This window comes from Methanobrevibacter sp. UBA188, from assembly GCF_905234905.1.
GTDB lineage: Archaea > Methanobacteriota > Methanobacteria > Methanobacteriales > Methanobacteriaceae > Methanocatella.
Window position 1 is genome coordinate 1 of the sequence record NZ_CAJOJM010000008.1, and the last position, 26,108, is coordinate 26,108.

23 protein-coding genes are annotated in these 26,108 nt (G+C 31.5%); 8 read left to right on the plus strand and 15 right to left on the minus strand.

Annotated features, from left to right (window positions below):
• Both QZ143_RS02650 and QZ143_RS02655 read left to right on the plus strand, forming a co-directional pair.
• Positions 1–5,080: AMP-binding protein (locus QZ143_RS02650; RefSeq protein ID WP_292880970.1), on the plus strand; the 5,080-nt coding region annotated here is incomplete at its 5' end.
• Between the two features lie 16 nt (positions 5,081–5,096).
• Positions 5,097–6,782 (plus strand): MATE family efflux transporter, encoded by a 1,686-nt coding sequence (locus QZ143_RS02655; RefSeq protein WP_292606172.1) that lies wholly within the window; start codon positions 5,097–5,099, stop codon positions 6,780–6,782.
• A gap of 125 nt (positions 6,783–6,907) precedes the next feature.
• Here the strand turns inward: QZ143_RS02655 and QZ143_RS02660 are convergent, their stop codons facing one another.
• On the minus strand, positions 6,908–7,207 hold the full coding sequence (locus QZ143_RS02660) for an STAS domain-containing protein (RefSeq protein WP_292606170.1): 300 nt from the start codon (positions 7,205–7,207) through the stop codon (positions 6,908–6,910).
• 139 nt (positions 7,208–7,346) lie between these two features.
• On the opposite strand from QZ143_RS02660, the gene QZ143_RS02665 reads away from it, so the two are divergent.
• On the plus strand, positions 7,347–7,619 hold the full coding sequence (locus QZ143_RS02665; RefSeq protein ID WP_292606168.1) for a metal-sensing transcriptional repressor: 273 nt from the start codon (positions 7,347–7,349) through the stop codon (positions 7,617–7,619).
• A 263-nt stretch (positions 7,620–7,882) separates the two neighbouring features.
• Entirely contained in the window at positions 7,883–8,086 is a 204-nt protein-coding gene (locus tag QZ143_RS02670) for a heavy-metal-associated domain-containing protein (RefSeq protein ID WP_292606165.1), read from the plus strand.
• Between the two features lie 20 nt (positions 8,087–8,106).
• Here the strand turns inward: QZ143_RS02670 and QZ143_RS02675 are convergent, their stop codons facing one another.
• Positions 8,107–9,984 carry a PP2C family protein-serine/threonine phosphatase gene (locus QZ143_RS02675; RefSeq protein WP_292880973.1) on the minus strand — a complete coding sequence of 626 codons (1,878 nt, stop codon included), beginning with the start codon at positions 9,982–9,984 and terminating at the stop codon, positions 8,107–8,109.
• Between the two features lie 3 nt (positions 9,985–9,987).
• A complete protein-coding gene (locus QZ143_RS02680) occupies positions 9,988–11,922 on the minus strand; it encodes a SpoIIE family protein phosphatase (protein WP_292880976.1) in 1,935 nt (644 codons plus the stop codon).
• Positions 11,923–12,157: 235 nt separating this feature from the next.
• Between QZ143_RS02680 and QZ143_RS02685 the strand changes: the two genes are divergently transcribed.
• Both QZ143_RS02685 and QZ143_RS02690 read left to right on the plus strand, forming a co-directional pair.
• A complete protein-coding gene (locus QZ143_RS02685; protein WP_292880979.1) occupies positions 12,158–13,174 on the plus strand; it encodes a phosphorylating glyceraldehyde-3-phosphate dehydrogenase in 1,017 nt (338 codons plus the stop codon).
• Between the two features lie 33 nt (positions 13,175–13,207).
• Positions 13,208–14,044, plus strand: a complete 837-nt coding sequence (locus QZ143_RS02690; RefSeq protein ID WP_292880982.1) for a TIM barrel protein — start codon at positions 13,208–13,210, stop codon at positions 14,042–14,044.
• Here the strand turns inward: QZ143_RS02690 and QZ143_RS02695 are convergent.
• Positions 14,041–14,544 carry a hypothetical protein gene (locus tag QZ143_RS02695; protein ID WP_292880985.1) on the minus strand — a complete coding sequence of 168 codons (504 nt, stop codon included), beginning with the start codon at positions 14,542–14,544 and terminating at the stop codon, positions 14,041–14,043. The genes QZ143_RS02690 and QZ143_RS02695 overlap by 4 nt on opposite strands.
• A 16-nt stretch (positions 14,545–14,560) precedes the next feature.
• Positions 14,561–15,634 carry a metallophosphoesterase gene (locus QZ143_RS02700; RefSeq protein WP_292880992.1) on the minus strand — a complete coding sequence of 358 codons (1,074 nt, stop codon included), beginning with the start codon at positions 15,632–15,634 and terminating at the stop codon, positions 14,561–14,563.
• A 103-nt stretch (positions 15,635–15,737) separates the two neighbouring features.
• Here QZ143_RS02700 and QZ143_RS02705 point away from each other — a divergent pair, with 103 nt between their 5' ends.
• Complete coding sequence (locus QZ143_RS02705; protein WP_292606150.1) at positions 15,738–16,862, plus strand: AAA family ATPase; 1,125 nt, start codon at positions 15,738–15,740, stop codon at positions 16,860–16,862.
• On the opposite strand, the gene hemA is transcribed toward QZ143_RS02705, so the two are convergent.
• From hemA to QZ143_RS02720, 3 genes are read right to left on the minus strand one after another with little or no spacing between them, the layout of a single operon-like run.
• A complete protein-coding gene (gene hemA / locus QZ143_RS02710; protein WP_292606147.1) occupies positions 16,863–18,062 on the minus strand; it encodes a glutamyl-tRNA reductase in 1,200 nt (399 codons plus the stop codon).
• Complete coding sequence (locus tag QZ143_RS02715) at positions 18,062–18,679, minus strand: bifunctional precorrin-2 dehydrogenase/sirohydrochlorin ferrochelatase (RefSeq protein ID WP_292880995.1); 618 nt, start codon at positions 18,677–18,679, stop codon at positions 18,062–18,064. The genes hemA and QZ143_RS02715 overlap by 1 nt, the downstream gene beginning before the upstream one ends.
• Before the next feature lies 1 nt (position 18,680).
• Entirely contained in the window at positions 18,681–19,163 is a 483-nt protein-coding gene (locus tag QZ143_RS02720) for a methanogenesis marker 9 domain-containing protein (RefSeq protein WP_292606144.1), read from the minus strand.
• Positions 19,164–19,447: 284 nt separating this feature from the next.
• Here QZ143_RS02720 and QZ143_RS02725 point away from each other — a divergent pair, with 284 nt between their 5' ends.
• On the plus strand, positions 19,448–20,140 hold the full coding sequence (locus tag QZ143_RS02725) for a SprT family zinc-dependent metalloprotease (protein WP_292880998.1): 693 nt from the start codon (positions 19,448–19,450) through the stop codon (positions 20,138–20,140).
• Between the two features lie 5 nt (positions 20,141–20,145).
• Here the strand turns inward: QZ143_RS02725 and atwA are convergent, their stop codons facing one another.
• The 7 genes from atwA to QZ143_RS02760 form a co-directional block, all read right to left on the minus strand.
• Positions 20,146–21,747, minus strand: a complete 1,602-nt coding sequence (atwA, locus tag QZ143_RS02730; protein ID WP_292881001.1) for a methyl coenzyme M reductase system, component A2 — start codon at positions 21,745–21,747, stop codon at positions 20,146–20,148.
• 73 nt (positions 21,748–21,820) lie between these two features.
• Positions 21,821–22,531: a tRNA-dihydrouridine synthase gene (locus QZ143_RS02735; RefSeq protein ID WP_330047788.1), complete on the minus strand. Its 711-nt coding sequence runs from the start codon at positions 22,529–22,531 to the stop codon at positions 21,821–21,823.
• Positions 22,532–22,560: 29 nt separating this feature from the next.
• Positions 22,561–23,322 carry a GTP cyclohydrolase III gene (locus tag QZ143_RS02740; RefSeq protein ID WP_292606136.1) on the minus strand — a complete coding sequence of 254 codons (762 nt, stop codon included), beginning with the start codon at positions 23,320–23,322 and terminating at the stop codon, positions 22,561–22,563.
• A gap of 20 nt (positions 23,323–23,342) precedes the next feature.
• Complete coding sequence (gene cofD, locus QZ143_RS02745) at positions 23,343–24,248, minus strand: 2-phospho-L-lactate transferase (protein WP_292881007.1); 906 nt, start codon at positions 24,246–24,248, stop codon at positions 23,343–23,345.
• 9 nt (positions 24,249–24,257) lie between these two features.
• A complete protein-coding gene (locus QZ143_RS02750) occupies positions 24,258–25,022 on the minus strand; it encodes a coenzyme F420-0:L-glutamate ligase (RefSeq protein WP_292881010.1) in 765 nt (254 codons plus the stop codon).
• A gap of 34 nt (positions 25,023–25,056) precedes the next feature.
• Positions 25,057–25,683, minus strand: coding sequence for an IMP cyclohydrolase (locus QZ143_RS02755; protein WP_292606190.1), 627 nt, complete (start codon positions 25,681–25,683; stop codon positions 25,057–25,059).
• A 14-nt stretch (positions 25,684–25,697) separates the two neighbouring features.
• Entirely contained in the window at positions 25,698–26,108 is a 411-nt protein-coding gene (locus tag QZ143_RS02760; RefSeq protein ID WP_292606131.1) for a biopolymer transporter ExbD, read from the minus strand.

The window sequence follows — 26,108 nt, forward strand, 5'->3', positions numbered from 1 at the left end:
ATTCAACGGAGTCAAACAATACACCAATGCAAAAGTATACAACAGTTACGGACCAACAGAAGCAACAATAGCATCCAACTACAAAGAAATAACCGACCCGGAAAACATCACAGTTGGACCTGCACTCAAAAACTATGTGACAGAAGTTAGAGACATTGACGGCAAACTACTACCACAAGGAGTCATGGGAGAACTATACATCGGAGGTGTAGGTGTAGGTAAAGGATACTACAATATGCCGGACAAAACCGAAGAAGTATACCTCACAATCAACGACATCCCATACTACAGAAGCGGAGACTACGCAATCGAACTACCAAATGGTGACATAGACATCAAAGGAAGAATCGATAACCAAATCAAACTCAGAGGACTAAGAATAGAAATCGGAGAAATCGAATCCAATATTAATAGATTCCCGCAAATAAAACAAACTGTAGTAGTAATTAAAGAGATCAATAAGTCTGAGCACTTATGTGCTTACTTTACAGCTGAAGAAAAAATAGATACTCACCTGTTAAAACGTTACTTAGGAAATAAATTAACCAAGTACATGATTCCATCAGTGTTTATGCAAATAGATGAAATACCTCAAACACCAAATGGAAAAACTGATCTCAAGGAATTGCCTGCTCCAGTACTAAACTTAGAAAATGTAAAACCTGAAAATGAAACTGAAGAAAAAATATTCAAACTCACATCTGAACTCATCAATACTGATGAATTCGGTACAACAGATGATTTGTATGCATTAGGATTCTCTTCATTAACCTTAATGAAATTAAATTCAATGATTTATAATGAAACTAATGTTAACATCGATATTACTTCATTATTTACAAATCCTACTGTTAAAAGTCTTGCAGATAAAGTTGACAATAATATAGAATCACAAATTGATATTGAAGAAATAATTGAATCTTCAAAGGATATGGAGTTATTCCCATTGACTTCAAACCAATTGGGTATCTACTATGAATGTATACAAACCGACAAAATAAAATACACAATGCCATATGCAATAAGGTTTGACAACAATGTTGATCCAAATAAACTAAGAGATGCCCTTATCAAAACAGTTGAAGCACACCCATATCTTAAAACAAGAATAATAAACACTGATGATGGAGAAATAAAACAGAAAAGATGCGATGATGCAGAAATTGATGAAATTGAAATTGTCGAAATTGATTCAATAACCAATGAGGAAATAATGGAAAATGACATAAAATTAATCCCATTAGATGACAATCAATTATTCAGATTCAAAATCTACAATACACCATCTGAAACAATATTGTTCTCTGATTTCCATCACATCATAACAGATGGAGTATCCCAAGATAATTTCTTCGCTGATGTGACAAAAGCATACAGAAATGAAGAACTTAAAACAGAAAAGATTAATGGATACATTTACAGTTTAATTGAAGAAGAAATGGGACTAAATGAAGTTTCAGAAAAATTCTTCAAAAATAAATTCAGTGAAGGTTTAGAATCTACAGTTTTAACACCTAACCTAAATGGAAATCCTGATAAAGGAAACATAAAACTTATTAAGGATACTGTAAACTCCACATTTGTCAGACATTTCTGTAAAGACCATTCCATAAGTCCAAACGTTTTATTCATGACTGCAACAATGATTAGTCTTGATAAATTTACATTCAACGATAAATCATTAATAACAACCATTTTCAACGGTAGGGCAAATTCAGATTACTTTGACACTCAAGGAATGTTAGTTAAAACATTGCCAATTATTGTCAACAGTGAAAAACGTGACATGATGATTGAAGACTACATCAAATTGGTTGACAAATCATGGAAGGATGCATTGGTTCACAGCAATTACCCATACACTAAACTTGCAGAAGACTACCAGCTAAAGCCTGAATTCTTTTATGCATTCCACGAAGACTTTGAAAAAGACATGATTAAAATCGGTGATAAAAGTTATGATATGATTCCACTCGACGGTACTGTAGCAACAGATTATAAAATAAACTTAGATGTGTTTGATGATGGAGAAATAATTGGAATATACATTGAATATAATGACCAAATATATTCCAAAGATTATGTTAAAAAATTCCTACAAGCAATAAAGTACACATTATTCCAGTTCTTCATAAATGATATGGATAAAATCAGCATCAAAGACATTGAATTAAATAATGAATATGAAATGCCAGTATTTGATGAGTTAGATACACCATTCTTACACAAACGTTTCGAAAAACAAGTGGAAACAAAACCAGATGAAATAGCACTGGTTGCAACAGATGCAACACTAACATACAAAGAACTAAACGAAAAAGCAAACAGAATCGCAAACGCACTAATCAAAAAAGGAGTAAAACCAAAAAGCAATGTACTTGCAATGCTTCCAAGAGACAGCAATTTAATATCAACCATATTAGGTATATTCAAAGCAGGTTGTACATTCGTACCACTGGATTTAGAATATCCTCAAGAAAGAATTGACTACATCTATGAAAACAGTCAAGCAGACTATATCATAAATACCAGTGGAGAAGCAGAAAATTCATTAAATATCCATGATTTAATTAAAGAGGATGATGCTTCCAATCCTGATGTTGAAATTACCCGTGATGATTTAGCATACATGATTTACACCTCAGGGTCTACAGGAAATCCAAAAGGAGTAATGATCAGTCACGAAAATGCATGTAACGAGGTAGCTGAAAATCCAAAAGCTGAATATAACAACCTGTTAAGTATTGCAACAATCGCATTCGACACATCCCTTGAAGATATCCTGACCGGACTTACCAACGGAATCAAAATCATCTTCGCAAACGATGTGGAAATCAAAAACCTTGTTGATTTGATAAAACTTATTAAAGAAAACAAACCGGAAGTAATGGAATTCACACCATCAAGACTGCTTTCATACCTTGAAATCGATGAATTCTGCGAAGTAATAGAATGCGCAAAATGTATCGTAATGGGAGGAGAACAATTCTCAGCCAAAGCATTCAACGGAGTCAAACAATACACCAATGCAAAAGTATACAACAGTTACGGACCAACAGAAGCAACAATAGCATCCAACTACAAAGAAATAACCGACCCCGGAAAAGCATTGAGAAACTATGCAACTGAAGTAAGAGACATTGACGGCAAACTACTACCACAAGGAGTCATGGGAGAACTATACATCGGAGGAATCGGTGTAGGTAAAGGATACTACAACATGGAAGACAAAACCAAAGAAGTATACCTCACAATCAACGACATCCCATACTACAGAAGCGGAGACTACGCAATCGAACTACCAAATGGAGAAATTGATATCAAAGGAAGAATTGACAACCAAATCAAACTCAGAGGACTAAGAATAGAAATCGGAGAAATCGAATCCAATATCGGAAACTTCCCAGATATCAAACAGAACATTGTAGTCATTAAAAAGATTAACAATACCGAACATTTATGTGCCTACTTCACAGCAGAAGATGAAATCGACACTGATGAGTTAAAAGAATATTTAAAAGAAAGATTAACCAAATATATGGTTCCAACAGTATTCATGCAATTAGATGAAATGCCTCAATTGCCAAATGGTAAAACTGATACAAAACGTTTACCAGAACCAAAAATGGAAATCAAGTATGTTGCACCTGAAACTAAATTGGAACAAGAACTTTGTACCATCTTTTCAAATATATTAAATATTGAAACTGTTGGTGCTGAAGACAATTTCTTTGAAATAGGTGGAACATCACTTATTGCATCCAAACTCATTATTGAATTACTAAAACAGGATTACACAGTCAAATATGATGATGTATTCCATAATCAAACTCCAAGAAAGTTAGCCAAGTTCTTATCCGGAGAAGTTGATGAAGAAAATATGGAAGCAAATGCAATCAAAAATTATGACTACAGCAATATCAACAAACTTCTTGAAGAAAATACTTTGGATAACTTCTTAGATGGGGAAACTGAAGAAATCGGCAATGTATTATTAACTGGAGTCACAGGGTTCCTTGGAATTCATGTATTATACGAATACATTAAAAATGAAACAGGAACCATCTATTGTATGTTAAGAAAAGGCAGCTTTGATTCCTGTGAAGATCGTCTAATCGACTTAATGGACTATTACTTCGATGAAGACCTAACTGACCTCATAGGTTCAAGAATCATATTGAGTGAAGGTGACATAACATCACTCGATGACTTCAAAAAACTTGAAGACTATCCTATCGACACAATAATAAACTGTGCAGCTATAGTAAAACACTACACAGCTGATGACTACATCTTTAAGGTAAATGTTGATGGAGTAATTAACGGACTCAAATTTGCACAATCAAGAGACAACATCAAATATGTGCAAATATCTACAGTGAGTGTTCTTTCAGGTTATTCAGAAAATGAAGAAGCATATCCAGATGTAAGGTTTAACGAAAGAACTTTATACTACGAACAAGACTTAACCAACAAATACTTAGGCAGTAAATTCTTAGCTGAAAGAATGGTTTTAGAAGCGGCAACAAAAGGATTGCCTGTAAAAATAATTCGAGTTGGAAACCTCATGAGCCGTTATAGTGATGGAGTATTCCAGAAAAACTATGACACCAATGCTTTCCTAAACAACATAAAAGCTATTAAAAACCTTAAAGCATTAACACCTAATATGTCTCAAGAAGTCGTAGAAATGAGTCCAATTGATTGTGTTGCAAGAGGAGTTCTTGAATTATCAAAAACACCTAATAAATGTAGGGTATTCCATTGTATGAACAATAAGTATATCCTTAATAGTGATATAATTAATGTGCTAAATACCTATGGTTATGACATCAAAGAAGTAAGCAATGAAGAATTTAAAGAAATATATGAGAAAAATATGGATGAAAACATCCAAGGATTGATTACCGCTGAAATTGGTATTGATGACCTTGATGAAGTAGATGACTTCGATGCAAAAATTGAAATCGAACAGACTACAGAAATTCTTCACGAATTAGGCTTCGATTGGCCACAACCTGATGATGAATATCTTAAAAAATTAATAGATTATTTAAATAGCGTTAAATATTTCGATTAAGTAAGAGATGAAAATCATGAAAGTCATAATAGCAGAAAAAAAATTTAGAGAACTATTAATTCCAACAATATTAATAGCTATGGCTTTAAATATAACTGCTATTGTTGATGCGAGTTTCGTAGCAACATATGTTAGTGCAGATGCACAAGCAGCATTACAAGTTTTAGAGCCATTAGTATTGTTGGTTACAGTTTTTGAATGGTTCTTTGGTCTTGGAGGGCAAATTTTAGCTTTAAATAGAAAAGCAGAATTTGATACTGAAGGAAGTAACCATTATTTCACATTATCAATTATAGCAACAATTGCAATATCTTTAATTTTGGCAATACTCTGCCTAATGTTTCCAGATTATGTAATGGCAATATTGCATTGTCGTGCTGATTTAGCACCGCTCGCCAAATCATATGGATTTTACTTTTTTATAAGTATGCCAATTTCAGTTACTTTAGCAGTGCTCAGCCAATATATTCGTGTTGATGGCCAGCCAAATTTATCATCTGCATTGATTGTTGTTGCAAATCTGATAAATATCATATTGAACTTTGTATTTTTGGATTTAATGCATATGGGCATTGAAGGATCATCCCTTGGATTATTAATCGGGTATTCAGTAGGACTAATTTGTTCAATATTATACTTCATCAGTCCAAAAAGAACCTTCAGATTCTCATTTGGTAATGTACCAATCAAAAAATGGTTTAAATCCTTTGCAGAAATGTTAAAAATTGGTTTTCCGGGTGCAAGTATCGGAATATTCGATTTGCTTTTAATTGAAATAATGAACGTTGTTCTTGAAGCAGTTATGGGTAAACCTGGTTTAAATGCATATAACGTTTGTACTAATGCATTACTAATTATAAGTATATTAGTTGTTGGAATTTCAGAGACATTATCTTCAATAGTGCCTGTTTACTATACCCACAATGATTATCTGAATCTGAATCATTTAATAAAAAGGTCTCTTCTAGCAACAACTATATGTGCAATTGTATTTATTGCATTGATATGGATATCCCCGGATACAATTTTAATGTTCTTTAGCCTTACAGATAATGCAGCTGCAGATCAAATAAGAAATGCACTTAAAATATTCTCATTATCATTCTTGCCATTTGTATTGTCCACACTACTAATCTTCTATTATGAAGCGATTGAGAGAACTGTTGTTTCAACAATTATTTCATTAATTTCAACATTTTTGGGTCCATTAGTATTGACCTTTGCACTTTACCCAATAATAGGAGTAGATGGTATTTGGTTATCATTCCCATTAGGAACTGTTTTAGCAATCACTGTTGCATGGATTTATGTTAAAATTATTGAAAGAAAAGAAAAAGAATATAGTGGGCCGTTCTTTATTAAAAAAGATTTGATTCAAAAAACCAGAAACTATACCATAGAATCAGTTAATGATGCAACAAGAACTGAAATGATGGAACACTTGAAAACTTTGGATTTAGATGATTCATCAACAGAAACCATTGTTAAATTAATAGATGAAATATTCAAGTTCAATAACAATGATGTTGCTATGGAAGTTCTGATTGTTGATTATGACGATAACATTACAATCAACATAAAAGACGAAGGTAAAAAGAACATTTGGGAAAATATTAGTAAAGATCTTTTAGACAATAAAAGTATCAAATTTACTGAAGTTTTAGGATTCAACAATACAGAATATGTAATTGACAAAAGCTAAATATTACGTTTAGCTTTTAATTTTTATTTTTTAAATAAAAAAAGCTTCTTTTAAAAAATTAAAAAAAAATAGAAAAATTAAAATAGCTTAATGAGTTATTAAACTATTTTTAACGATTGAAAAAATTATTTAATGGTTAAAATCTTATCGAACCCAGACATGGAAAATATTTCTTTAATAGTATCATTTACATTAATGATAACAAATGGAATGCCTTCAGGTTGTAATTTTTTCTGAACTAAAACTAAAACTCTTAATCCTGCACTTGAAATATATTCTAACTTTTCTAAATCAAGAATCAATGAGTCAAATTTACCCATTTCATCCATTATCTCATTTTCAAAATCAGGAGCAGTAACAGTATCAATACGATTTCCAACTTCGATTGTTAATTCTTTATCATTATATTTTTTTTCAATTTCCATGATATCTCCAACCATCGACTCTAAATAATTATAAGTTTTTTAGTTAATTTAAAGTTTTTGATAAGGCAATTCAAAATTAATAAAAATATTTAAATATAAAATTAATTAATATACCCTAGTAGGTATAGGATGTGTTATTTTGAAAGAATGTATGGACAGTGAAAATTTACATAGACGTCTCAAAAAAATCATAGGCCAAGTAAATGCAATTGATCGAATGATTGATGAGGATATACCCTGTGAACAGATATTAATGCAAGTAAATGCATCCAAATCTGCATTGCATAAAGTTGGACATATTATCGTTGAAGGTCATTTGGAACATTGCGTGAAACAAACTATGGAAAATGGGGATTTGGATGATGCTTTAGGAGATATTAATTCAATATTGGAATATTATTCAAGAATATGACTTTCTGAAATCAACTTACAGCTAAAAATGTACTGTCAAAATTATCAAAAATACAGTTAAGCAAGAACATAGTTGGAATAAATACTTATTAAATAAATGAAGCAATCTCCAATTAAATTGGATTAATGATTTGTCATCATTGAAAATAATTTAAGAATATACATATTCCAGATTAAAAATGATAATTTTGAAAATTAGGCATGACTAAATGTTTATATATTCCAATGACCAAACATTACATATCAATACAAAGGTGAATTATTATGGCTGAAAAAGAAATTAAAGTTGTGGGTATGCACTGCCCATCATGTGTAAATGCTGTTGAACTTTGTTTAAAAGATGTTGATGGAATTGAAGATGCCAAAGCAGATTTAGATTCTGGAATAACAAAAATTACAATGTCTGATGATGTTAGTGATGCAGACATTAACGAAGCAGTTGAAGAAGCAGGTTTTACAATAGAATAAACCTACTAATTTTCTTTTTTTTACTTGAATTTTAATACAAACATTGCCCTATCGTCAACTTGTTCTTGATAATCACAGAAAACGTCAATATCTTTTTCCAGTGATGAAATAATAGATTCCAAATCATCTGATGAATGCTCATTCAAAATATTTCTCAAACGGTCCTCACCATAAATTCCTTCAGAATCACTTTCAGCATCAGTTACACCATTAGTGTATAAAAACAATGTATCGCCAGGACTCATTTTCATCTGTAGAATCTCATAATCAACATTTTTTTGAATAGCTAAAGCCAATCCTTTATTGACATTTAAATACTCGAATTCCTGGCCATTATATTTAAACAACGGATAATTGTGACCTGCATTAACTAAAAACAAATCTCCAGTATTCAAATTTAATTTTCCAATTATTGATGTTACAAAACTATTTTTAACATCAGTATTGCAAAGCAAGTCATTCACTTCAACAAAACACTTAGAAAGATCATCATAATGTTTTGCATAGTCCTGAATCAATGTCATTACTTCAACCACAATTAAAGCAGCATGAATACCTTTATTATCGACATCCCCTATTACAAATCCAATATTCTCATCATCAATTTGGAAATAATCATAAAAATCACCCCTAGTCTCACGTGAAGAATGGACGATACCATATATGTCAAAATTCTTGTTTTCACAAAATTTATCGAAATCCGTTGGAATCAATGAAGATTGGATAGACTCTGCCAAATACAATTCTGTTTCATATCTTTCATTTTCAGCTGTGACCTTAAGCAATTCATTACGATATTTATCCACATCACTTTCCATTTGAATCAGAGAATTAGTTAATTTTTTTATTTCATTATCGTTAGAGATGGATTTTAAATTCTCTTTTAACATCAAATTTGAATTTTTACTAATCAAATCCACATTTAAAGAAGTGGATATCGAATTTATAGGGTTGGTAACATTTTTTTCCAAATAGTACAAATAGAATAAAAAAGGAATTAAAAACAAAAGTATGAAAATTGTTGCATTCCTTGAGAATAAATGAATCAGATAATATAATCCGAAGTTGTCCACTGTAGCTAAAATATCATTATAATCACCAAGAATGTGTGCGATTAAAAACAAACATTCAAGAAAAATAGCTATTAGCAATACTGAAAAAGTCATTTTTTGAACTAAATTAATATTTATAGTTCTTTCAAGCTTAAAGACTTGAGGATTATATGGTCTGGATAAATAAATAACAACCAAAGCCAACATGAATAAAATTACAAAATAATCTGCATATACTGCAAAGACTAATGCACCAAACATTATTAACAAGAATATTATAGAGTATACTTTTTCGGGCAATATTGATTTAAGTTGTTTTCTTGGAACATAAACTGGAATTTTTACATAATTGACAAAATAAATTGAAAATAACAACAACAGCAAAGAAATTGAAAGAGATGCTTCAAAATCAAAAATCCAACGATAGTCATAAGGTAATGCAAATGAAAATGCTATAACTGCATAAAATCCAAAATAGGAAACAAACATTTTTATAAAACTGGAATAATTTCCCAAATTAGGAATTTCTAAGCCAAATCTATCTAAACTAGCATACCACAATTTCCAAACCAAAATACCTGCAAGCAACACTATAAAAAATGTACATAAATGATAAAAAATGTTATTCAAGTCAAAAATAACTCCAATAATTATTTGAGATATTGCACATCCTAAAGCAGCATATGGACCGAATAAAAGACATATAATTGGAATTATGAAAACTTCTGCACCAAATTCCACTTTTCCTAAAAAAACAAATGATAATCCAAATATTGTCAAATCCAATAGCAATGCAAACAATAAAATAAATAAGTTAGATTTGAATAAATTGCGAATACCTTTCATTATCTAATCACCCTCAAACTTCATTATAAGCATTGTTAAATCGTCGAATTGTTCCCTAGTACCGCAATATTGGTAGATATCCTCAGTTAATTCCGAGATTATTATATTTAATTTTTGGTCTTTATACCTATTAAGAGTATTCTTCAGCCTATCATCACCATAAAACCCATCATAATTATTATTTGCTTCAGTAACACCATCAGTATATAAAAATACCATATCACCAGGTTTTAAATTAATTTTATTTTCAGTATAAGGCATATCCTCCATAACCCCCAGCACCAAATCAGGAGAAGTTTCCAAATATTCGAAATCCCCACCATTACGTCTTATTAATGGATGATTATGACCTGCATTAACAAAAGACAGTTCGCCAGATTTAATATTTAATTTTCCAATCCAAGATGTTACAAACAGGTTGTCAGTATTCCGCTCACAGGACAGATTGTTTACCTGTTCATATACTTCCGACAAATTATTTTCGAATTTAGAATGATTTTTTATTAGATGCATTGTTCTAACCATAAATAATGAAGCAGGGACACCTTTTCCACTGACATCCCCAACTACAAAGATTATGTTTTCGTCATCCACCTTAAAATAATCATAAAAATCTCCTCCAACTTCTTTTGCAGGATTCATAAATGCACAAATTTCAAAAGGACCATTAGATGAAAATTTTTCAAAATCTGTGGATAACATACCTCTTTGGATATCATGTGCAATATTAAATTCAGTTTTGAATCTTTCTTTTTCGATAGTGGATTTTCTAAGATTATTCAGGTTAGATTTGATGATATCACTTAAAGAGTTAAATGAATTAATCAATACAGACATATCATCTTCATCATTCATGAAATTTTTTATCCTGAATGTAGTGTGTTTGTGATATTCAAGCTTTCCTTCAACCACATAATTATTTGTAGCTTCAGTCAATCCCTTAAGAGGATTAGTTAACAGTTTTTCAACAAAATAGATATGAATCAAAGTTAAAGTCATACTCAGAAGAATTATCAAACCTATAGTAATCATTAAAATAAATCTTATGTTTAAAACATTTACAAAAGAAAATCCTACTATCACATCATGCAGCTCATCAAAAATACCTATTGAAAAAAAGATCATAATAATGAAAAATAAAACAATAATCTTTTCAATAATGGAATAATATTGAGAACTTTGAATATCTCCAACATCAAACGTATTTAAACTAAAAAGAATTGCTGAACCAAATGCTATAATGAAAAATAAATAACTCCATACAGATTCTGTGAAAATATCGTTGTGGGTATGGGCAAATACAATAAATACGCTTAACAAGACTAAAGGAATTAAGAAAAATTTATAGGGAATATTTAATTTGGTTTTAAACTTTTTAGGTATTTTTATAGGAATCTTTAAAATATTAAAAGCACTGATAAATATCAAACCATAAATTATTGAAAAATCAAAAAGATTAAAAGCATATGAAAATTGGTTTAAAAAACTTGTTAAACTATATAAATCCCCAATTATGCTCGGAAAGGCAGCAAATGAAATTTGTAGCAATATCAAATAAACGAGTGAAGAAATAAACATTACACTTACAAATTTAAGAATAGTTGACAATGAACTAAACTTGGGAGGGGACAATTCCTTGAAAGGTATCAGATACCATAATTTATATGCTAAAACAGATACGAAGAATAAAATTGATGAATCAAGTAAGCTGGCAAAAAAATTTCCTCCCCAATAAAATTCGCCGGCGAAAGTTGCACAGGCAAAACCAAGGCCTCCGAAAGGACCGAATATCAAACCAAAAACAGGAGCCAAACCCATATCCGGAATAAAAAACCTACCTCCAAAATTCATATGGTTGAATGAATAATACATTACAAATTCAATCGCAAATGTGAAAATGAAAATAAATTTTTTATTTTTAAAAAGTTTATCCAACATGATTCTCCTCATCAACAGCCAAATATAACTAATTACATTTATATTAATATTAATATTAAAATTTTTTTAATTGAACTGAAAAATTAATTGAAACTATAAAACAATTAAGAAAAATTTAAAAAAATCGATTTTATTAACATAAACCAAAAATATCAAATTATAAATAACTTAAACAATAAATTTTTATTCATATAATAAATTTTTAAAAATATATTATACTAAAAAAGGGATTAAAATGAAAACTGTTGCAATTAATGGTTATGGAACCATCGGTAAAAGAGTGGCAGATGCTGTAGCTGCTCAAGATGATATGAAAGTTATTGGTGTAAGTAAAACTAGACCAAATTATGAGGCAAGAACTGCTGTTGAAGAAAAAGGCTACCCATTATACATCGGCATTCCTGAAAGGGAACAATTATTTAAAGATGCTGGAATTGAAATAGCCGGTACTGTTGAAGATATGATTCAAGAAGCAGATGTTGTTGTGGACTGTACTCCAGGAAGTATTGGACCGCAAAACCTTGAAATGTATAAAAAAGCAGGAGTAAAAGCAATTTATCAAGGTGGTGAAGACCATGAATTAACAGGTCTTTCATTTAATGCTTTTGGTAATTATGATGACTCCTATGGTGCAGACTACACAAGAGTAGTGTCCTGTAACACCACAGGATTAACCCGTACATTATCTACAATTGACCCTATTGCAGACATTAAGAAAGTCAGGGCAGTAATGGTAAGAAGAGGATCAGATCCTTCCGAAATCAAAAAAGGACCAATCAACGCAATTGTTCCAAATCCTCCAAAGGTACCATCCCACCATGGACCTGACGTGAAAACCGTAATGAAAGGAATTGACGTAACCACCATGGCATTGCTCGTGCCTACTACATTAATGCACCAGCACAACATCATGGTTGAAATCAACAACGATGTTGAAACAGAAGAAATCATTGAAGCTTTGGAAAAACGTTCTAGAGTGCTTGTCGTTTCTGCAGAAGAAGGTTTAGGCTCCACTGCTGAGTTAATGGAATACGCTAAAGAACTTGGAAGAAACAGGAATGATTTGTATGAAATTCCAGTCTGGAAAGAATCCATCAATGTCGTGGATAATGAATTATTCTACATGCAAGCAGTTCATCAAGAATCTGACGTAATACCTGAAAACATTGATGCAATTCGCGCACTTCTAGAAATGGAAAGCGACAACGAAAAATCAATCGCAAAAACTAATAAAGCTATGGGAATATTCTAATTCCCTATTTTTACTATTTTTTAACTGATTTAAATGAAAAATAAAGTACTTTTTGGACCTGCTGGAAGTCCTATCAACTATAAAGGTGCGGCATATAAAGCGCCAAAATATATTTCTGAAGAAGGACTTAACTCCTATGAATATCAATCCCCTTATGGTGTAAGAATTGGCCAAAAGGCTGCAACCACACTTAAGGAGGAATCTGAAAAACATGATATTTTAGTTTCAATGCATGCTCCATACTATATTAATCTGTGTGCAAAAGAGGAAGAAAAACTTGATAAAAGTATTGGTCATTTAATATCAGCAGCTCGTGCCGGCGAATGGATGGGAGCATATCGATTGGTATTTCACCCAGGAGCTTATTTAAACAGAAAACCTGAAAAAGCAATGGAAATATCAAAAAATACAGTCAACAGATTATTTGAAGAACTCGAAGCAGAAGGAATTGAAGAATTTACCTTTGCACCTGAAACTACAGGTAAAAGAACACAACTTGGAAATGTTTCAGAGGTAGTTGAACTATGTGCCACATTCGATCATTTTGAACCTACAATTGATTTTGCCCATGTTCATGCACGTGGACGAGGATTTTTAAACAAAAAAGAAGATTACAACTGCATATTTTCAATCATTGAAGATAATTTGGACATTGATATCCTACATTGCCACTTCACAACCATTGAGTATGGTCGTGGAGGAGAAGTGAAACATCACACAATGGATGAAAGTGATGAATATGGTCCGAACATCAAGGATTTACTGGCAAATCTAATTGATAATGGCTGGAAGGCAAATATAATTTGTGAAACCCCACAAAGAGATTTGGATGCCTTAAAAATGAAAGAGATATATGAAAATATGATTTAATAATCTTTTACGGAATCTATTAAATCATCCAATTCCTTAGTTAAATTTTTAACTTCTTTTTCACTTCCCTCAGCAATATGAATAATCAATTCATCAATAAAATCTTCCAGCTTGTCGATAATTTCATTTAATGTATTGATTTTATTATCAAGTTCATTTTTAATTTTTACAGAAGGATTGCTTGACAACTCAATAATATCCAATGCAACTTCCACATTGTTATAAAAAATATTATTACTATTATTTAATGTTGAAATGAAGTCATTATAACTAATTTCTGATGGATCAAACTCTTTTTTAATCAATTCTATGGCTTTACTTACTTTCAAATCATATTCTTCTTTTAAATTTTCAATTTTAATTTTATATTTTAAAAAGAAATCATCATCCATAATAACTTCCGAATTGTCCTCTCCAACTTTAACGCCACAATTTGGGCAAAAATTGTCATCGACGTTCAATTTAAATCCACAGTTTATGCAATAGTTAAATCCAATCATATTTACACCAATACAATCATTTTTTTCCTAATTTCAAAATCACCAATTCAGAATCAGTTCCCCACCTCATTGGAGTATCCATTGACCCTACACCTGTTGTGACATGGATATAATTGCCTGATTTATTTTTGAAAAGTCCCTTATTATATTTAAACAAGATATTTGCAAAATTCACTACTGGATAAAACTGTCCACCATGAGTATGACCAGATAATTGGATATCAAAGCCTAATGATGAAAATTCTTCCCAATTATAAGGAACATGATAGTTAATAATATTTATCAAATTAGGATTTAAACTATTCTTTATTTCATCAGGAGTTGGTGTTGGAATATCATCAAAACTATATGTCAAACCATATATGTTCAGATTTTCAAATTCAAAATTATCATTATCCAAAACAATGATTCCTGCATTTTGACATGCTTCAATAACATTTTCAATACCCATATAAAAATCATGATTTCCAGGTGTGAACACTATAGGCATTTTTACTTCCTTCAATCCATCAAAATCATGAGGCTCCACAACTGAAGAACCGTCAGCCAAATCTCCAGAGATGATGGCTATTTGACAAGAATCTTCCAATTCTTTTAATTTTTCCGCAATTTGTGAAATTATTTGTTTGTGCCTTACGGAACCAAAATGAACATCAGACATATGAACAATATTTATATTCCTATTTAAATTATCAAATTCCAATATTTTAGAATTAACAACCAATTTAGTGGCCTTATAATAGTTATAAACTCCCAAAACAGGAACAATAGCCAACAGTATATAAACAATGAACTTAGGAAGAGTAATAAAACTATTAAGCACATAAATGAGTACAACATCAATTAAAAACATCAGTGATGCCCACATCCAAATACCATCGACCGTTTGAAAAAATCTTCCAACGGTTGTGGATTTTCTTTCTTCAAAAAACATTGGAATACAACGCATCAAACCAATCAGAATACTTATTACGATTAAAATTACATCATCAACTCCACCAAATAGCAAAAAGATATATTTTAAAAGGAAAAATTGAAAAATAATGTAAAATGGAACGCTGAATAATACTCTTTTTGTTCTAAAACTCATGTTATTATCCCCACATCTTAATATATAACAACAACTATTTAATAACAAGACATACAAAAAAAGAAATGTTAAAAATTTGTACAAATTCCATGGAGGTGATTTATTGAAAACTGACAATAAAAAGCAAGAAATCAAATCAACCACACAAAAATCGGCAAAAATTGAAAAGGAAAATAAAGAATATGCCGAATATGTTGTTCTTAAAGCCGTTGGTTATCCATTTGATTTCAGTCTAATGGAAAACGACTTTGAAATTACTAACTTAAAATTATTCGAAGAATATGCTCGAGAACAATGGTTAGGATTAGAAGTAAATGAAAACTCTTATCTTTTTGATCAAAAAATCATACCGGATTATGGATTTGAAATTGTAACTGCAAAACCAAACGGGTCAATAATTTCTGAAAAAACTGAAATCAAACTTATCCACGAAGAAAACAATAAGTTATCAGATGAAATTAAAGTTGACAATAAAATAAAACTGTCAGATATCGTTGGCCAGCAAAATGCAAAAAATAAAATTAAAGTTTTAATTAAATATTTAGAAAATCCAGAAAAATTTGGGCCTTGGGCTCCAAAGAATATTTTATTTTATGGACTTCCAGGAACTGGTAAAACCATGCTTGTTAAAGCTCTAGCCAATGAGCTTGAAGTTCCACTTCATTTAATTAAAGCCACATCATTAATTGGAGAACATGTTGGAGACAGTGCATCTAAAATTCATGATTTATTTAAAAAAGCTTCAGAAAAATCACCATCAATAATATTCATTGATGAGATGGATGCCATTGCACTTGACAGGTCTTTTCAATCATTAAGGGGAGACGTATCCGAGATTGTCAACTCACTTTTAACTGAGATGGATGGAATTAATGAAAATGAATCTGTCATAACAATAGGTGCAACAAATAATCCTACAAGCCTTGATTATGCTGTGAGAAGCAGATTTGAAGAAGAAATTGAATTCAAATTACCGAATGACAATGAAAGATTAACCATCTTGGAAAATAATTTAAAAACAATGCCTTTGGATTATGATTTGAATTTAGGAAAAATAGTTAAACTTACCAAAGGATTATCCGGAAGAGATTTAAAAGAAAAAATACTCAAAACAGCTCTCCACAATGCCATTGCCAATGATGAAGACATAATCACAATGAAACATATAGATTATGCACTTAAATCTACTAAAGTAAAAAATAACGAAGTTAAAGGAATGTTTGAATAATTATTTTGTATTGAATAAATATTCCGCAGCTGCAATAACTTCCTTATTTTCATCTTTTGCAGCATCCTTTACATTTTTGGAAATATCAAAAAATATCTTATTTACAATAGAATTTGTTAAATTATTTAAAATTTTAGCACTACCATCTACATCAGCCAATTTAACTAATGCTTTTTTAGTTTCACGTTGTCTTATCTCTTCCATTGATGCTCTTAAACTTGCAAGTATTTGCTCAACTTCCATTATTTTAAAGGTCTCTTTAAGTAAAATGAACTCTTCATCAATGATACTTTCTGCCTGACCAAATTCTTTAATTCTGAGATTAGTATTTTCGTCTGCAATTTCTCTCAAATCATCGATATTGAATAATTTTACACCGATTTCACAAACATCTTCAGAGATATCCCTTGGATTGGCAATATCAACCATCATTAAACTACTATGATCCCTTTCAATGCCTAATAATCGTTCTTTAGTGATAATTGCATGGGGAGCACTAGTGGCACTGATAACCAAATCCGCAGTTGCCAAATACTTCTCAAGGTCATTGAATAAAATAGCTTCACCGCCCAAATCCTGAGCCAATTCAACTGCAACATAATAAGTTCTATTCGCCACAAAAATAGCATTTAAATCCTTTTCAGCAAGTGCCTTAGCAACCAATCTACCCATTTTTCCAGCACCAATAACCAAAACAGACTTATCATCTAAACTGCCCATATGTTTTTCAGCCAAATCAATGGCGGCAGACCCAATTGAAACAGAACCCTTATTGATATTGGTTTTATTCCTAACAACTTGACCTACATGAATGGCTTTAGTAAAAATAGTATCTAAAGATTTACCGCAATGATGATCCTTAATAGCCTTATGCTTAGCATCTTTAACCTGACCTAAAATTTGGTCTTCACCAACAATCATGGATTCCAGACCTGAAGTCATACGCAGGAGATGCATAACTGCAGAATTGCCATATTCAATAATGATACTCTGATTTTCATGTGACAATAACTCATCATCTTCAGAAATATAATCATTTTTAATATAATACTCTTTCCGGTTACATGTAGAAATCTCAACATATTCATTTACGGAATATTTTTCCTGCAATTTCCAAAATAAATCATCAATATCCTTTGAAATATTTTCCATAGATTGAATATCAGCAATTTTATGGTCAACTCTTAAATTTAATATCACTATAATCCCCTTATTAAATTATCAATGTAATCTTTAGCATCATCCATTTGCCTATTTTCAACATATCCCCTAATTTTTTCATCTTCAAAAATTTCATAGAGAACCTGTCTGCGTTCTTTTTGATTTTTAAGAACCTTCTTTAATTCCAGACGAGCATAATCCTGAAGTTCAATTTCAAGAATATCCTCTTCAGTGATTATAGATTGGATTTTCTTTCTAAGCTGTCTAGCCATTAAAGGGCTTTTGCCATTAGTAAAAATAGATATTTCAACATCACCAATTTCAAAACTTGTAGGAACAATTATATCCCCTTTTAGAGGAAAATCAGCCCTATTGACCAATTTATCCTGAGCAATTTCTGAAACATGTTCCGACAATTCCTCATCACCGCTTGCAACAACTACCAAATCAGACCATTCAACCAGTTCATCAACATCATCAATGGAATATAAATCGGCGCCCTTATCGTTCAAATCATCAGATAAATTATTTCCAGCCAATCTTACATTAGCCCCATGGTCTAAAAATTTATTGGCACGTCTGGATGCGACTTCCCCAGTACCTAAAATAAACACGTTTAAATTAGATGTTTTAAAATAAAGAGAAGTCCAATCCATTTTAATCAGATTTTTCTATTGATTTTGCATGCAATACTTTAACTGCAGCTCTCAAATCGTTATTACAATCAGTTAAAACCTTCATTGCTTCAAGTTTGCTAATATGAAATGTTTCAGCCAACGCTTCAGCTCTTTCATCCGGGTCAGGTTTTTTTACTCCAACCAATCTTTCGGACAATTGCTTTTTTAAATCTAAATACTCATCATGACTCATTCCCATATTTTTTAAAGTCATATCTCTTAAAGGACAAGGTTTTGATGGTTTACAACACCACACAAGTGATCCAAAACAAGTTCCTGCTCCTTCACCTAATCTAGTTTCTTTTCCAAATTGAATTTTAATGTCAACGAACTCTTGAGGAGTTAAATTAACTTCTTGCAATGCATTTAATACTGGGCAAGGTTTTACTGGAGGGCAGCAAAAAGCGAGTCCTCTTATATCTCCTCCCCTACAAATATGAGACGGTGCATCTTCCCAAGTCATGATAATCCTCCAAAAATAATTTTCATTATTAGTTTGATAAATATAAAATAATAATATAATGTATTAAAACTTTAAATATATAATCTTTTTTATAAAAAATAATTTAAACATTAGATTCGTTTAAGTATTAAAAGAAAAAAATGATAGCCAAATATAACACTATGAAACCCCATCACATTCTCATAAGTTTAATGATAAGTATGACATCTACCCAATTGGATTCAGAATTGCAAAAACGTATTAGTAAGGTTTAAAAACATTATTTAACCATATTTAATATTGATATGAAAAAGGAAACAAAAATTATTGAAGACATTACCATCACATTAGAAAGAAAAAACATTAAAAACATGTATTTGCGAATTTTACCGCCATATGGAGAGGTAAAAGTATCTGCACCATTATTTTTATCTGATGAAGACATCACCAAATTCGTAAAATCGAAAAAAGATTGGATATTGAAAAAACAAAAATTCATTATCGAAAATGACATAAAAGCCCCATTGAAATACAGCAATGGAGAAAAACATTATTTATGGGGCAAGGAATACACATTACAGCTAATTTCCAATGACACTATAAAAAATGTTTTAATAGATGATAAAAAATCAGTAATGTATTTGCCAATCCCAAAACGAAGCACAATCGAAAAAAGAGAAAAAATAATGAATGAATTTTACAGGGCTGAAATGAAAAAAGCAATACCCCCTGTTTTAGACAAATGTTCACAAATTGTTGGAAAAAAACCTTCAGAAGTTAAAATAAGAAACATGAAAAACTGGGGAAATTGCAGATATCATGATAAACGAATCACATTAAATTTAAAACTTGCAAAAAAAGATCCAATATGCCTAGAATATGTCATAATTCATGAACTATGTCATTTAATAGAATTCAATCATGGAAAAAAATTTAAAAAATTAATGGACACTTATTGTCCAAATTGGAAAAAAATAAAAAAAATGTTAAATGAATAAGAAAACTATCTATTATCTTTTAACATGTCTTCTTTTTCATCTGGAGTTAATTGCTGAACAATTTCTTCAGGAGTTCCAATATCTAATATTTTTCCTCCCCTCATTAAAGCAGCACGGTCACAAACATCTAAAACAAAGTCCATATCGTGGGAAATGATAATGAATGTTTGTTCCAATTCTGTACGAGCTTTTAATATAGAGTCAGTTACAACAACACGAGTAACTGGATCCATAGTACCAGTAGGCTCATCCAAAACAATAAGATTAGGCTCTTTAATTAAAACTTGTGCAAGTGCAACCCTATGTTTTTCTCCAACACTTAATTGATCAGGATATTTGTCAAGAATTGCAGCAGCAGTTGCATCAGAAAATCCGACGGTAGTCAATGCATGAGTAGCCTTGATTTTACCAAATTCAGCAGGCAAATTTAAACTAATTGCATCAGTTAAATTACCTAAAATTGTTCTGTGAGGGTATAATGAATATTCCTGGTGCAATAAACCAATGTACGGCATGATACGACCACGATTAAGTGGACCTACTTTAGTCATGTCAATCCATTCATCACCAAGCTTTATTTGAATGTCACCACTACTTGGTTCAGTCAAACCCATTAACATCCTAGTTGTAGTAGTTTTACCTGAACCACTTAAACCAACAATACCGAAAATTTCTTCTTTATTAATGTCCAAACTGATTCCATCAACCGCTTTTACTACTCCTCTTTCAATTGAGTAGTAATGTTTTTTAACATCTTCAAGAACAACTTGTTTTTCACCGAATTCAGGGATTTCCGGCTTTTCAGGAATTGGTACAGTTTCCATAAAATGATCAACAACAGTTTGAGGTTCGCCCTCTTCTTTGATTTGACCATCATCTAACCAAATAACATTGTCTGCAAGTTCTGTCATTACTTCTGGCCAATGAGAAGTGATTAACATGGTGATTCCTTCATCTTTTACTCCTTCTTTTAGAGTATTATGTAATTTTACTGCAGTTTGAGGATCCAATGTACCAGTTGGTTCATCAGCCAAAAATGTCATTGGTTTTTTAGCCAATTGCCTTGCAAGTACTACTCTTTGCTTTTCTCCACCACTTAAATCACGGGCAATATGTGTAATCCTATGGTTCATTTGAACCATTTCAAGTAACTCTAAAGCAAAATATAATCCTTCCTCATACTCCATATCTTCAGGCATTGCCCTCATTACATTTTCGATTACGGTTTCTTCATCGTATAATGCAAAGTTACGTTGTAGCATAATAGCTATTCTTCTTTTAATACTTGAAAATAACTTTCTTTCAGCATTGAAAAAATCAACTTCCTTAGCTTCAAGAGTTCCTCCACAACTACATCTTTCACCAGCATGAGATGGAGAGTCTACAGCCAAACAATCAGGACAAACAGCAAGATTCATTATAATATTACCTGCATCAGGTTTATAATCTAATGTACCCCTAAGCATGTTAATTAAAACAGATTTTCCACTTCCACTACGTCCTAAAATACCTAAAGTTTCCCCTTCATTAATCTTCAAATTAATATCTTTAAGAACATCAACACCATCAAAATTTTTTGTAATATTCTTAAGTGTAATAAAATCCATGAAATCACCTATTGACATAATTTATATTATAAACTATTAATAATACTTTCTAATAACAATTGTTTTAAAAATATTAAAATTGAGAAATATTAAAATCTAGATTGCCCGAAATAACTGCTCTTGCTATTGAAAATCCATAAACACCAGAATTAATCATTTTTTCAATATTCTTTTCACAATTCATGGAATTATTTCCAATTACTTTAATATCGGTATTATCACAAATCTCTTTTACGAGATTATAATCAGCATCAAAAACATCATTTTTCATAGCATCAATATGCAAGTAATCTGCACCTGCATCATCAATTATTTTAGCAACATTTACTGTATCAATTCCATCAACATTAGCCCTGATCTTAACTGAAACTTCACAATTGACATTTTCAACAACTTCAGATATGAAATTTCCAAGGTTAGGATTTTTCAACATTTCCTGTCCACAACCAATAGACCTGATTTCATCTTGGCGACAATGACAATTAATTTCAACAATATCCAACTTTCTAATTTTACCAGCTTCAATTATCGGTTGTGGAGTTGTTGATCTAACATTTGCAGATACTTTTACATCACTATGAACCTTTTTAATAGAATCAACTTCATTTTCAATATGTGAAAAAATTTCATTTAAAGGAAAGTCAAATTCTTTTCTTCCCCGTTCAATAATTCTTTTACTTGCTTCAATAGTAGGTGCATCCAAACTATATCCGCCTAAAGTAGCTACATCAAAACCTAACGGAATAACACGATTTAAAAATTCTGAATCAGATATTCCCGCCATAGGGGCAACTACTTTCATCATAAAATCACTTAGTATTCTTTTTCAATTACCCAAGTCCACATTTCATTATTATTAGCTCTGATTTCTTCAAGACCAATATCAGCCATATAAGCCGCATCTTCAGCATTTTTGCCCCTGCCAATACCTGCTTTAAGCTTAATACCTATTTCTTCATCGATTTCAACCATGATTTCCTCAATTTCTTTTTCAGACAATCCATTACATGGTGACATGAAATTGTCCCCACCAATGAAGAACAATAATGCTCCTTTTTTAATTAATTTAGTCATCAAATAATGTTGAGCTTTATTAACCATGAAACTTGTATCAAAAGCAGATTCAATATCAGTCAAAGTTTCAGTTACACTATTTATATCAATGTGTGCAGCCTGAACATAGCTATCCTCTTCACTAACCAAACTATCAATAGCCAAAATTTCTTTTCTTTCACCTGATTGTGCACTACCCGCTTTTTGAAGAGCAATTGTTGCTAATTTTTGAGCTTCATGAGGAGTCTCAGCAGCCCCTACACCCATACTTACAGTAATAGGATACCTATTTCTGATTGATCTTTGAATTCTTAAATGGTCCTCTTCATCAAGACCATTTGAAATTGCTAGCAAATTATCAAATCTAGTAAAGAATACCAAACCTTTCTTATTACCAAAATGATTATTTAAGTCAGCAAATAAACTAGCTTGAAGCATTTGTAAATCAGATTCTGTACGTGGTCTTGGAGTTACAGTCCATGGCCCGTAATTATCAATTTGTATTAATGTCATTTGTATCATTTAATATTCGCCTCTTTTAATTAAAGAATACTATCCATAATAATTTGTGCTAAATTTTTTTTAGCACCTAAATTATTCATTATAGTATTTGTAACTGTTACCTTATTAACTATTTGATTTAATTGTTGTTTTTTATCAACATCTTTATCATCAATAATAAAATTATCTAGAAAATCTTCATATAATGATGCCACACCAACTGATGAGACTTCAATATCCAAAGCCTTCATGAATTTACTGGCAGGGCCAGAAACAGAATCAGACCCAATTATTGGAGAAACTGCAACAACATAAGTATCTTTTAAAGCTTCTCTAACACCTTCTAATGATAGTATCGGAGAAATTGAAGTAATTGGATTAGACGGTCCAATAATGACTGCTTCAGAATTTTTAATAGCATCAACAACACCATCCGCAGGTGCAACACTGGAAAATTTAATGTCCAGCACTTCAGGCTGGGATTGATGTTTAATTAAAAAATCATGGAATTCCAATTCACCCATGTCAGTAATTAGTTTAATATCAGATTCTTCATTGCTCATAGGTATTATTTTTGATTCAATGCCCATATTCTCCGCTTGAATTTCAACAGCCTTTGCAAGACCATATTTCTTCATCAGCTGGGTCTTTTGAATTTTAGTTGCTCTATCGATATCACCAATTCTAAGTAGTTCCTGACATCCTAACTCGCAAAGTCTTTCATGAGTAATAAATGTGTCTCCTTTAACACCATACCAAAATTCATCATTAATCATGTCAGACATAGTGTATAAAACCGTATCAACATCAGCAGAAACATAAACTCCAGAAAAATAATCATTTTCCAAAGTATTTACAATGATTGTTAAATCCTTAGGATTGACAATTTCTTTTAACCCTTGCAATAATTTTGGAGTACCTGTACCTCCAGAAAAAACAGTAATCATAATATCCACCTATTTTCTAAATACGTCAAACTCTTTTGGCATGATAATGGATTTCATATTTGAATTCACATCTCTTAATGTATCAAAACCAGAAAAACCACGAATCAAAACGACTGGAAGACCCTCATCAGCTTGTCCCATAATAAGTGATGCGGCAGCAGCCAACTCATCACCAGTAGCAATTTCAGTAGTTTCCAACTCACGGCCGTATAAATCTTTTTCACCCACTCTTCTCCATAATGGAGAAATTCCAGAACATCCAATTGCAGTTCCAATAGCGCCAAATCTAAATGCTCTTCCCTGAGTATCAGTAATTATAACTGCAATTTCTTCTTCAAACTCTTTTTCCAAAAATTCCCTAATTTCCAAAGCGGATTTGTCAGGATTGATAGGCATTGGAGTGGCTAAACCTTCCCCCACATTTGATTCATCAATACCTGCATTTGCACAGACAAAACCATGTTTGGTTTCGGTAATTATGAAGTTAGGGCCAACTTCGACAACCTCATTTGATTCATTTAAAATTGCTTGAACAAGTTTAGGATCTTTTTTAGATTTTTCAGCTAAGTCGATAGCTTCTTTAGAGGGATTCAATTCTTCAATATTTATAAAAGTACCTTCGGATTTGGAAATTAAAGTTTCGGCAATCAAAATAATATCCCCATGATGGATAGAACAGCCTTGTTCAACAATAGCATCCTTAATAATCTGTGAAATATTGCTTGTACTATCAACAATTGGAATATTTTCTAACCCTATCAATTCAATTGTCATAATATCATCTAAAAATTAAAAAAAATAAAAAAAATTATGGATTATAGACATCAATAGTCCATTCTCCATTAAAAACAGCCGCTCCAGAAGTTACAGGCTTTTTATAATTTGCAAAAGTACCTTCATCAAAAATAAATTTAGCAGATTCAGCAGCTGTTTTTGCATCAAATTCAACTACATCATGCACTTGACTACCATAAGTGGAAATAAATACTGCTTCCCCATAAGGAACCGCTTCAACCAATAATTTTTTATCGTTGGCAATTCCTATATAACAGCCGTATTCATCCTTCTTATTTGTTGATGTAACAACTCCAGCAATCCTTGGAGTATGGTAATCATCTTTTTCATAGTCCATAGTAAGTAAAGAATATGCAATAGCATCTTTTATGTTCATTCCCAAGGATATTTTATCAGCTATAACATCAGTATGGGCACCATTTGATACGATAGCCATATCTCTTACAATACGAATACAATTATATGTAATGTATGTATTTTCATAAATATCCTTTTCAAAACCTTCTTTCGGTACGATAGCTGCACGATTATCAAATTTCAAGCATTGCCTATTAGGAAATGACCTACTTGATACACGATATGCTACAAAAGGTTTTCCATCACTATTCATCCCAATTGATAAAATTCTTCCAGTATACATTTTCATCCCTCAATTTAAAGTTCTGGACGTTTAACAGCCACTTCTGGAGGCACACCTGGAGGTGTAGTAATCTCAATTAGACCAGGTTTGATTTTTATTTCACCTTGATCAATAACTTTTGCTTGCACTCCCACGGCTCCGCCTGCAATGGCATCCGATCTGTCTTGACCATTAACTGTAACTTTATTTAATCCTGCCACAGGCACAACATAATATTCCTGATCACCGGAAACATCAGTTACATTTGGTTTTCCTGATGCCTCTTCAGCAGCATCAGTAGCATCAGTTTGAACATCAGCTGAAAAATTACTAGTAACCACTAAAAAAATCATTATAGTAAACAATATATCAATAAATGGAACCAAATTAATACTTGGTTTTTGATCAATAACTTTCTTTTTATGTTTTCTTACATCAATTGCCAT

Coding starts and splice junctions, on each gene's coding strand:
- QZ143_RS02655 (WP_292606172.1), top strand. CDS start 5,097: ATGAAAGTCATAATAGCAGAAAAAAAATTTAGAGAACTATTAATTCCA.
- QZ143_RS02660 (WP_292606170.1), bottom strand. CDS start 7,207: ATGGAAATTGAAAAAAAATATAATGATAAAGAATTAACAATCGAAGTT.
- QZ143_RS02670 (WP_292606165.1), top strand. CDS start 7,883: ATGGCTGAAAAAGAAATTAAAGTTGTGGGTATGCACTGCCCATCATGT.
- QZ143_RS02675 (WP_292880973.1), bottom strand. CDS start 9,984: ATGAAAGGTATTCGCAATTTATTCAAATCTAACTTATTTATTTTATTG.
- QZ143_RS02680 (WP_292880976.1), bottom strand. CDS start 11,922: ATGTTGGATAAACTTTTTAAAAATAAAAAATTTATTTTCATTTTCACA.
- QZ143_RS02685 (WP_292880979.1), top strand. CDS start 12,158: ATGAAAACTGTTGCAATTAATGGTTATGGAACCATCGGTAAAAGAGTG.
- QZ143_RS02690 (WP_292880982.1), top strand. CDS start 13,208: ATGAAAAATAAAGTACTTTTTGGACCTGCTGGAAGTCCTATCAACTAT.
- QZ143_RS02695 (WP_292880985.1), bottom strand. CDS start 14,544: ATGATTGGATTTAACTATTGCATAAACTGTGGATTTAAATTGAACGTC.
- QZ143_RS02700 (WP_292880992.1), bottom strand. CDS start 15,634: ATGAGTTTTAGAACAAAAAGAGTATTATTCAGCGTTCCATTTTACATT.
- QZ143_RS02715 (WP_292880995.1), bottom strand. CDS start 18,679: ATGGATTGGACTTCTCTTTATTTTAAAACATCTAATTTAAACGTGTTT.
- QZ143_RS02720 (WP_292606144.1), bottom strand. CDS start 19,163: ATGACTTGGGAAGATGCACCGTCTCATATTTGTAGGGGAGGAGATATA.
- QZ143_RS02725 (WP_292880998.1), top strand. CDS start 19,448: ATGAAAAAGGAAACAAAAATTATTGAAGACATTACCATCACATTAGAA.
- atwA (WP_292881001.1), bottom strand. CDS start 21,747: ATGGATTTTATTACACTTAAGAATATTACAAAAAATTTTGATGGTGTT.
- QZ143_RS02735 (WP_330047788.1), bottom strand. CDS start 22,531: ATGGCGGGAATATCTGATTCAGAATTTTTAAATCGTGTTATTCCGTTA.
- QZ143_RS02740 (WP_292606136.1), bottom strand. CDS start 23,322: ATGATACAAATGACATTAATACAAATTGATAATTACGGGCCATGGACT.
- cofD (WP_292881007.1), bottom strand. CDS start 24,248: ATGATTACTGTTTTTTCTGGAGGTACAGGTACTCCAAAATTATTGCAA.
- QZ143_RS02750 (WP_292881010.1), bottom strand. CDS start 25,022: ATGACAATTGAATTGATAGGGTTAGAAAATATTCCAATTGTTGATAGT.
- QZ143_RS02755 (WP_292606190.1), bottom strand. CDS start 25,683: ATGTATACTGGAAGAATTTTATCAATTGGGATGAATAGTGATGGAAAA.
- QZ143_RS02760 (WP_292606131.1), bottom strand. CDS start 26,108: ATGGCAATTGATGTAAGAAAACATAAAAAGAAAGTTATTGATCAAAAA.